This window comes from Blautia sp. DFI.3.45 (assembly GCF_020593505.1).
Lineage (GTDB): Bacteria > Bacillota > Clostridia > Lachnospirales > Lachnospiraceae > Blautia_A > Blautia_A wexlerae.
Genome location: NZ_JAJDMI010000073.1, coordinates 1 through 10,044 on the forward strand (window position 1 = coordinate 1; position 10,044 = coordinate 10,044).

A 10,044-nucleotide genomic window follows, 5' to 3' on the forward strand; every position below is an offset into this window, starting at 1 on the left:
TTTGGCATATTCATGCCAAAACACCTCGCGGGACAGTGGTGTGTGAACAGTAACTTTTTATTTGTTTCAGAATGTTTCAGAATCACTTGCATATTGATTTCCTGATCTGCATATGCTATAATGCCAGTAGGCGAAAAGAAATAGCAAGTCCATGTAGACAAAAAGAATGAAGCCCTCAGTAGTGCGAATACTGGGGGCTTCTTCTTATTTTTTATGGCAGACAAGAAACTCACCTCCTCCCGTTGCCGGGTATCGGTTGGACAACACTGTAAGTATAACATATCTCTTGTCATTCTGGAAGTACAAACAGTTCTTAGAAGTATATCAAAACTTCTGTTCTGATTACTTTTGAGTTACTGAAGTTCAAGAAATCCTTTATTTTTAAGCAATAAAAAAAGCTGATGACGGGAATTGAACCCGTGACCCCTTCCTTACCAAGGAAGTGCTCTACCTCTGAGCCACATCAGCATTGTGTCGGATTTACCGCTCACATTTAAATATACTACCAGAACTTGTTTGTATTGTCAATCCCTATTTTTAACTTTTTGATTTTTATTTTTGAGTTTTATACAGATATCTTTCTATTTTTGATATTGCTCCAACTGCTCTCTGATCTTGATTCGGATACGCTGTAATGCATTATCTATGGATTTGGGTGTTTTTCCCATGATCCGGGCAATCTCTCCGTATCCGTTTCCTGCCAGATAATATTCAAGAACCTGGTTCTCCATTGGACTTAACGTTGCTGTTATCTCCTGCTCCAGATCCTGGACATTCTCCTGGTCAATAATGATAGACTCCGGGTTCTCTCCCCAGTTATCTCCAAGATGTTCTTCATTTTCCCCATCCTGTTCGCTGAGGGAAATATAGGAATTCAGTGGCTGGTGCTTCTGCCTGTTGGAACTCTGGATGGCGTTGTAGATCTGTCTGTCCACACATATACTGGCAAAGGTCTGGAATGCAGCATCCCTGTCCGGCTGGTAATCGCGGACTGCCTTAAACAGTCCGATCATGCCTTCCTGTATCAGGTCATCGTTCTCCCCGCCTATCAGGAACATGGTCCTTGCTTTCTTGCGGACCATGTTCTTGTATTTTTCCATCAGATAGTCGAGGATTTCTGATTCCCCGTTTTTGAAACGGGAAATTAATTCTTCATCTTTAATTCCGTCATACTGTTTCATCAATTTAACCCTTCCGTTTTTCTGAAAATCTCTATCATTCGCCCAGAGGGCTTCTTATAGCATAACAATATTGTGGAATAATTTTCTGCTGCAAAAATTCAAGCAGTCTGAGATAAACTTACTTCTTCTGCAGTCTCTGACGTACAATCTCATATCCAAGTACTCCGGCTGCCACAGATGCATTGAGGGAATCAATGTCACCCTTCATAGGAATAGATGCCACGAAATCACACTTCTCACGGATCAGTCTGCTTACACCTTCACCTTCATTGCCGATCACTACGCCGATCGGACCTGTCAGGTTAAGATTGTACATGGTTTCACCGCCCATATCTGCACATACAAACCACATGCCCTGTTCTTTCAGTTCATCGATGGTATGTCCCAGATTGGTAACTTTTGCAACAGGTGTATAGTTTAATGCACCTGCTGAAGTCTTGGCAACTGTGGAAGTCAGGCCAACTGCTCTTCTCTTGGGAATAATCACCCCATGTGCACCTGCAAGGTTTGCTGTACGGATGATTGCACCAAGATTATGAGGATCCTCAATATTATCCAGGATAAAGATAAAGGGATCTTCTCCTTTTTCCCTTGCCTTCGCAAGAATATCTTCTACACTTGCATATTCATAGGCTGCCACCTGAGCGATCACGCCCTGATGTGCGCCTGTCTCGCTTAACTGATCCAGACGTTCTTTTGCCACATAGTTAATAATCGTATCTTTTTTTCTTGCCTCTCTGGCAATAGTGCGGACCGGTCCGTCCTGGCATCCGTCCAGGATAAAAAGCTTATCTACACATTTGCCGGAACGAAACGCTTCCAGAACCGCATTGCGTCCTTCTATCTGTTCACTCATATCTTATCCTCTCCAATCCCTGCACGGACCAGTTCTATGATCCTGCTGAAATCATCTTTTAAATATAAATAGCCCATCAGAGCTTCAAACCCTGTTGCCCTGCGGTAGTCTGCCATGGTTGCATGTTTAGCCATTGTAGGAGAATGAGCATTCCTTCCTCTTCTGTAAACGCTGTGTTCCTCCTCTGTAAGCATGGGCTCGATCACTTCCATCATGGAAGACTGAGTTCCTGCCTTAACCAGACTGCTGGCTTTTCTGTGAAGCTGGTTTACCGGACAGTTGCCTTTTTTTACAAGGATCGTGCGGATCACCAGTTCATAGACGCCATCTCCGATATACGCCAATGTCAGCGGAGAATAGGTGCGTAAGTCTTTATCCTCCAAATGAAATACCTGATTAAGCAAACCTTTCAAACTACTTAAACTCTCTTCATTAAGCCCGTTTATCTCACTCATATTATTCAAGCTCGCTTCCATTTTACTCCCTCGCGGGTATCCTTAAGGATGATTCCCTTAGCCAGAAGCTCATCTCTGATCTCATCTGCTCTTGCGAAATTCTTTGCTTTTCTTGCTTCCTGACGCTCTGCGATCAGGTCTTCGATTTCTTTATCAAGGATTTCTTCTGTTTTCACAGCCTTCAGACCAAGTACATCGCATAATTTCACCATTGTGTCAAGAAGTGCTCCTGCAAATTCTGCGGAACTTGCCTCTGATACATTTGTATTTGCAAATTTAACCAGTTCAAAGATTGCTGCCAGTGCATCTGCTGTGTTGAAATCATCATCCATAGCTTCTTCAAATTTCTTTACGAATTCCTGTGCCTGTGCAAGCAGTTCTTTCTCTGCATCTGTTGCTGTGTCTGTCTGTGCTGCTGCTTTTCTATCCTTTAAGTTTGCTGCTGCATCTGTGATACGCTCTAATGCATTCTTTGCAGCTTCCATCAGATCTGCGCTGAAATTCAGCGGACTTCTGTAATGTGCGTTCAGCATGAAGAAACGAAGCACCTGCAGGTCATACTGTTCACTGATTTCACGAACAGTACGGAAGTTTCCAAGAGACTTGGACATTTTTCTATTATCAATATTTAAGAATGCATTGTGCATCCAGTATTTTGCAAAGATTTTGTCGTTGCAGCATTCACTCTGTGCGATCTCGTTCTCATGGTGAGGAAAGATCAGGTCTTCTCCGCCTGCATGGATATCAATCTCATCACCAAGGTATTTTTTCGCCATAACAGAACACTCAATATGCCATCCCGGACGTCCGTCACACCATGGTGAAGGCCAGGATGGTTCTCCCTCTTTCTTCGGTTTCCAGAGAACAAAATCCAGCGGATCTTCTTTCTGGTCTTCACCGGATACCTGCAGAGAACGGAAGCCGGACTGCAGATCATCCAGGTTCTTGTGCGAAAGTTTGCCATATTCTTTGAACTTCTTAACTCTGAAATAAACAGTACCGTCTGCTGCCGGATAAGCATATCCCTTATCAACCAGAGTCTGGATCATACTGATCATTCCGTCGATTTCCTGTGTTGCCTGCGGATTGGTTGTGGCAGGTTTTACATTCATGCCATCCATATCTTTCTTACACTCTGCAATATAACGCTCGGAAATTTCCTGTGCGCTTACGCCCTCTTCGATTGCTTTCTTGATGATCTTGTCATCTACGTCTGTAAAATTGGAAACATAGTTTACTTCATATCCTTTGTATTCCATATATCGGCGTACGGTATCGAAGATGATCATCGGACGTGCATTTCCGATATGGATCAGGTTGTATACAGTCGGACCGCAGACATACATACGAACTTTTCCCTCTTCAAGAGGTACGAATTCTTCTTTTCTACGTGTCAGTGTGTTAAAAAGTTTCATGTTTTATTCCTCCAGTTTTCTCTATCATTAACTCTCTTTTCTTTCATTAAGAAGACAGATCGCCTGAGATGCAATTCCTTCTTCTCTTCCCGTAAATCCCAGTTTTTCCTCTGTAGTGGCCTTAATGTTCAGCTGAGACTCATTGATTCCCATTGCTTTCGCCATATTGGCTCTCATCTGTGGAATATGAGGTGCCATCTTTGGTTTCTGTGCAATGATCGTTGCATCTATATTTCCGATCTCATAATGGTGCTCTCTCAAAAGCTTCGTCACATGTTCCAGCAGCAGAATACTGGAAATTCCTTTATATACAGGGTCTGTATCCGGAAAATGTTTTCCGATATCGCCCAGTGCAGCAGCTCCCAGAAGTGCATCCATAACTGCATGGATCAGTACATCTGCATCTGAATGTCCCAGGAGACCTTTTTCCCAGTCTATCTTCACACCACCCAGGATCAGATCTCTGTCTTCGGTCAGTCTGTGTACATCATATCCCATTCCAACACGCATAATCATTCTCCTCTTATATCCAGCATCTTGCTGATTCTCAATAAGCTTAACCGTCTCCTTGTATAAGGAGCAAGTCTGAGGCTTGGCAAAACAGCCGATTCATCGAGTCCGATATCATAAACGGTTTTCGCACATCCGGCTTTCTCCAGCAAACGGAACATAGTCTGTTCGCTGGGAAGCTCATCAATAATCTCCTCTATCCCATGCAGGCATTTTTCCAGATGCTGGGGTGAAATAGTTTCTAACAATTCCGGCTCGTTTTCTTTTCTTATTTCTTCCAGAAGTCCTTTTTTTCCAAAAGTTTCTTTCAGAAGCTCCTCGTCTTCATTCTCATAGGGTTTTGCGTGACATCTTCCCTGTGTGATGGCTGCAGCGATACGCTTGTATTCTTCCAGTACAAGAAGTGCTGCTACAGAAACCTTCTCTCCGTGAAGTGCATCCAGCGGACCATTGATCACTTCCATATCCCACAGATGTGTGACCTGGTGCTCTGCACAGGACGCAGGCCTTGAATTACCGATCATCTGCATTGCAAGTCCGGAAAGAATCAATGCATACATAAGCTGTTCGCATTCATCTTCCTCTCCCTCTGTAATATCCTGAATCGAAGATTTCACAGTTTTTAACGCTTTCTCTTCCAGCTTTACAGTTTCGTGGCAAAAATACTCTCCGGTGACCAGGTTCGCGATCTTCCAGTCTGCAAGACAGATGTATTTCGCCATCAGATCTGAAATCCCGGCTGCAGTCAGGCGCTGTGGTGCTTTTGAAAAAATATCTGTATCTGCATATACACAGATCGGAGCTACTGAAGGCACAGTCTTCTTTACCCCATCCAGGGTCATTGCTGCTACTGTTGTTACAAATCCATCTCCACTTGCTGCGGTAGGCACTGAAATGAAAGGTACTTTGTAATTATGTGCAATATAACGGCTGATATCATGGATCGTGCCTGCTCCTACTGCAAGGATCAGGTCAATATCCTCTTCCATGTTGTTCTCCACAATTTTTATTGCATGCCGGTCTGCCTGAAGTCCCTCTGCATCCAGAACAAGTACCTGGCACCTGTCATAGATATCCTCCATAAGTTCTTCTGTTGCCGCATAGGTATTGGTATCGCAGATGACCAGCGGGGATATGTACTCTCTGAGCATTCCCTCTGACATCTCTTCTTCAAGCTTCTCTACAGCTCCGGCTTCTATCAAAATCTCTTTCACTGCAATCTGGTGTTCCCTGCCGCAGCTGCAAGGTCGGGCAAAATCGTCCGCATCAACTCGCATTTAAATTCTTCCTCCTGACTTTCCTGAATCAAGCGGATAAAATCATCCGTTTGACTATCTGCTCATAATTGAATAGTTGTTTCACAGCCTGATTCGGTTAAACTTTTTTTCTATAGGCATAGTTCGTTGGTATTATACATGATTTTCCTGTAAAAATCAATCATTCCGCGCAGGTCTGGCGGCTACAGGTTCAAATAATTATATACAATCTTTGAAATATTCTGTATGTTCGTCACCGCCGTACTCTCCGGGCAGTTTTCAGACATCACACATAGGATATAAGTTGTCTTTTCGCCATAGACAATTGCGATATCGTGCTGATCCTGGTCTGTCTCGCCGGTCTTGTTGGCAGATTTTATTCCATCCGGAAGTCCCTGGGGGATTTTCCAGGTGTTTTCCTGATTTGACAGGAGATTTAACATTTCTTCTGATGCATCTTTGCTGACACATTCCCCCTTGTAGATTTTTTCAAGCAGAGTGCCGCAATCTTTTACAGAAGTCATGTTTCTGCCACCCAGACTCTCCTGTGCGGATGCTGCAGGATGGAGGGTGTGCTGCACACTTGTCTCTGTATAGCCCTCTTTTTCCAGATATTTGTTAATATCCTCCGCACCTTTTTTGAAATCAAGGGAATCTGTCTGAAGCTTCACCAGTTCATTGCAGGATTCATTGTCACTGACTGTGATCATATTCCACAGCAGGTCATTTAATTTTACATCTACAGTTTTTGTATCTGCAGTATTTAATTTCTTTGCCTCATCTGCCTTTACCTGCTCCATGTCCTCATATGTCTTTGCCATTACAAAGGCTTTGATCAGACTTGCAGAATAAAGGGAAGTATCATTGATCAGGATTTCCTTTTCTTCATTAAGGTCTTTCACATAAACACTCCAGGTTCCCTGATATCCGGACAGCATCTTCTCAAGCTGAGGCTTCAGATTATCCATCCCAAGATCATCCATATTCACGATCTTTCCCGTATCATCCACAATAAAACCATCATCCGTCACTGTGCTTTCCTGAAGCAGGGCGCCATTTGTACCGCCAAAATAATAACTTCCGTCAAAATTCATCTCATAACAGTCCATCTCAAGTGAATGGATACCTGGCTCGGTTACCAGTCTGCCATTTTCATCAAAATAATAATATCCATTCAGAGTAATCCCGTCTATTGCCAGATTGTCAATATACCTTACCTGCGGTGCTGCTGACAGACGCCCCAGATTGTTCACAAAGTAATATCCGTCAAATTTCTCTGCCTCCTGGGCATTCTGTGTATCAGCTTCCTCATCTGTCTTATCCCCAAACACTGCAACACCTTTCAGATGCTCCATATGAGGACTGCAGGCTTTGAATTTCCCATCTGTATCATGGTAATAATATCCGTCAAATACAGTTCCGTCTATCTCATAATCCTGAAAATAATGGATCTCCGCCTGGGTACTTCCGGCGCCATTCACATCCAGGCAGTAAAATCCGTCACTCTTCATCATATATTTGCCACTTCCGTCTCCCATGGGCTGAATCTGTGCCTGCCCGGTGACAGATGCAAGGCTCTGCTGTGCAGCCATAACAGGAACCGGCAAAGCCAGTGCCATGGAAATGGCTCCGGCCAGACTTCCGGCTATGATATAACTTTTAATATGATATTTCGCTGTTTGTCTATTTTTTCTCATGCAAAACTCCTTTTACGGTTTCTTTTCACATCCCATTCACAGTAAGCAAAGTATATATTGTTTTATTCAGGATAGCAAGATTTTTATCTTTTTTCCAGCAAAGACCAGAATCTCAGTATCAGTGTTCAGTTCTTTTTTCTTATCCTGTTCCAGAAGCTTCCCAGCTGTTCTTCCACAGTATTTAAAGTACAGTTTCCCCTGTCAGACCACTCAGCAGGAAACAGATTCCTGTAATCTTTCCCTGCAAATCTCTCGTCCAGAAGAAGTATGATCCCTGTGTCCTCCTGGGTTCTGATCACACGCCCGGCTGACTGCAGCACCTTATTCATCCCCGGATATCTGTATGCATAATCAAATCCATTCACACCCTTTTTATCATAATACTGCCTGAGGATCTCCCTTTCTGTTCCAATCTGAGGAAGACCAGTCCCTATGATGATTGCTCCGATCAGCTTCTCTCCCATCAGATCAATCCCCTCTGAAAAAATCCCGCCCATCACGCAAAATCCTACCAGCGTTCCCTCTGATGCAGAAAATTCCTCCAGAAATTCCTCTTTCTCCCTCTCATTCATTCCCGATGTCTGCGAAATACAGCGAACCCATTCCGCTGAAAACTCATTCTCATACACCTCCAGAACATCCTCCATAAATTTATAAGAAGGAAAGAATACCATATAATTTCCTTTTCTTGTCCATACAGTTCTGGCAATGTAAGATGCGATCCTGTGATATTCCTCATATCCTCTTCTGGTATACCTGCTGCTCACATCCCGTCCTGTGAGAATGCACCTGTTCTCCTGCCTGAAAGGAGAGGTCACATAAATCCCATAGTCATCCTTTCTGGTGCTTAAAAGTGTACGGTAATAATCCATGGGAAGCAGGGTCGCAGAAAAGAAAACCGCACTTTTTCCCTTTTCCAGACATCTATGAATATTTGCTGCAGGATTTACACAGAAAAGCCGCAGAATCACCTTTCCCCCTTCTCCCATTTCTGTATAAACCACATAATTTTCATCCAGAAGTTCATCAATATTCAGAAAATCTCTCACGCAGAAATAAAACTCCAGCAGCTGCTCCGGAAGTTCCTTTCCATGAAGTTCCTCCAGAAGCTTATCCATCTCCCCCATCACCTGAAGCATTCCCAGAGAAATCGCTCCGGGATTTGGCAGGATTTCGAACTCTGTACACTCCTTTTCCAGAGTTCGAAGCTGTCGGTTCACTTTTTCCAGTGCTCGCACCAAACCTTTGCTGTAATCAGCAGCCAGCTTCTTCGCCTCCAGTACGTCCGCTCTGTCCACATGAGCACTGTACATTTCCCTTCCTCTGTCCACCAGATTGTGAGCTTCATCGATCAGAAAAATGTATTCTCCGGAAGTACCCTCCCCGAAAAATCTTTTCAGATAAACATTGGGATCAAATACATAATTATAATCACAAATCACAGCGTCCACCCAGACTGCCAGATTCAGACACATTTCAAAGGGACACACCTGCCATTTCTTCGCATATTCCAGCAGAGTATCCCTGTCATAGCTGTCCTGCGTGGTCCACAGTTCAAAAACAGCATCATTCACTCTGTCCAGATGTCCTCTCGCCCACAGACAGTTCTCAGGATTGCATTCTGTTTTATCGCAGAAGCACAGCTTTTCCTTCGCGGTAATGGTTATCACTTTAAATTTCAGTCCATGCTCCTTTAATATGGAGAAAGCTTCTTCAGCCACAGTCCTGGTAATGGTCTTTGCTGTAAGATAGAAAATATTTTCCCCCAGTCCTGCACCAACTGCTCTCACTGCCGGAAAGATCGTGGACATGGTCTTTCCTACTCCTGTAGGTGCCTGGACAAAAATCTGTCTTTCTGTGGATATAGTGTGATATACACCGGATACGATTTTTCTCTGTCCCTCACGATATTCAAAAGGGAACTCCAGATCACTCATGGACGCATTCCGTTCTTTTTTCCATGCAAACTGGTATGCGATCCATTTATGATACCTGTCCAAAAGATTCTGGTACCACAGTCCGAGTTCTTCCAGCGTATATTCTTCTCTGAAAAACTTAAGCTCCTCTGTGTCCAGATTCCCATATGTCATCTGCACTCCGATCTTCTCCGGTTTTTGCTCCTGTGCGTAGATCCAGGCATAACACATTGCCTGTGCACGGTGAACCTCCACAGGCTTTTCCAACTGACTGACATCTGCATAGACACCCTTGATCTCATCGATCCAGCACTGTCCATCCTCTGTAAAAATTCCGTCAGCCCTGCCCTCTACCTGGATACTTACATCTTCATATTCTGTTTTATATTTAAGAGAGACCTCCGCTCTGTAATGGCTTCCCATCCTGCCCTGTATTTTTCTGTGCAGTCTGCTGCCCTTCTGCATTGCTTCTCTGTCAGAAGATCCTCCCCGGTTGTCAAGATCCCCGCTTCTTAATATAAACTCCACCAGATTTCTGACGGAAATACGAACCACCGGCTTATCCATATCAAAACACCTCACGCAACAATAGCTATCAAATAGTTACCCAACATCGTCCGTTCATTATAACACAGAATTCATCATCATGTAAAAACTCCTGAATTTAAGAAAAAATCCTGCTTGCAGAATTCTCCGCCTGCAACGGGTCGCTTCAGCGACATAATTCCTCTCCGTCGCAGTGCGATCCTGCCCGGAGG

9 protein-coding genes and 1 tRNA gene are annotated in these 10,044 nt (G+C 43.8%); all 10 read right to left on the bottom strand.

The window, feature by feature from the left end:
- On the bottom strand, positions 1–224 hold a 224-nt coding region (locus LJE09_RS16065), incomplete at its 3' end, for a hypothetical protein (protein ID WP_227311550.1).
- Positions 225–396: 172 nt separating this feature from the next.
- A tRNA-Thr gene (locus LJE09_RS16070) sits at positions 397–468 on the bottom strand.
- 113 nt (positions 469–581) lie between these two features.
- Positions 582–1,184 carry an RNA polymerase sporulation sigma factor SigH gene (gene sigH / locus LJE09_RS16075; protein ID WP_049947391.1) on the bottom strand — a complete coding sequence of 201 codons (603 nt, stop codon included), beginning with the start codon at positions 1,182–1,184 and terminating at the stop codon, positions 582–584.
- Positions 1,185–1,299: 115 nt separating this feature from the next.
- Positions 1,300–2,037, bottom strand: a complete 738-nt coding sequence (gene rlmB, locus LJE09_RS16080) for a 23S rRNA (guanosine(2251)-2'-O)-methyltransferase RlmB (RefSeq protein WP_008705522.1) — start codon at positions 2,035–2,037, stop codon at positions 1,300–1,302.
- On the bottom strand, positions 2,034–2,492 hold the full coding sequence (locus LJE09_RS16085; protein ID WP_055053764.1) for a Mini-ribonuclease 3: 459 nt from the start codon (positions 2,490–2,492) through the stop codon (positions 2,034–2,036). Before LJE09_RS16085 ends, rlmB begins: the two co-directional genes overlap by 4 nt.
- Positions 2,493–2,497: 5 nt before the next feature.
- Positions 2,498–3,907, bottom strand: a complete 1,410-nt coding sequence (gene cysS, locus LJE09_RS16090; protein WP_055151918.1) for a cysteine--tRNA ligase — start codon at positions 3,905–3,907, stop codon at positions 2,498–2,500.
- Positions 3,908–3,934: 27 nt separating this feature from the next.
- Positions 3,935–4,417 carry a 2-C-methyl-D-erythritol 2,4-cyclodiphosphate synthase gene (gene ispF, locus LJE09_RS16095; protein ID WP_025581017.1) on the bottom strand — a complete coding sequence of 161 codons (483 nt, stop codon included), beginning with the start codon at positions 4,415–4,417 and terminating at the stop codon, positions 3,935–3,937.
- Between the two features lie 2 nt (positions 4,418–4,419).
- Positions 4,420–5,694 carry a sn-glycerol-1-phosphate dehydrogenase gene (locus LJE09_RS16100; RefSeq protein ID WP_055151915.1) on the bottom strand — a complete coding sequence of 425 codons (1,275 nt, stop codon included), beginning with the start codon at positions 5,692–5,694 and terminating at the stop codon, positions 4,420–4,422.
- 182 nt (positions 5,695–5,876) lie between these two features.
- Positions 5,877–7,370, bottom strand: coding sequence for a serine hydrolase (locus tag LJE09_RS16105; protein ID WP_022380422.1), 1,494 nt, complete (start codon positions 7,368–7,370; stop codon positions 5,877–5,879).
- A gap of 125 nt (positions 7,371–7,495) precedes the next feature.
- Positions 7,496–9,853, bottom strand: a complete 2,358-nt coding sequence (locus tag LJE09_RS16110) for an ATP-dependent DNA helicase (protein WP_022380421.1) — start codon at positions 9,851–9,853, stop codon at positions 7,496–7,498.
- Positions 9,854–10,044: the final 191 nt, after the last annotated feature.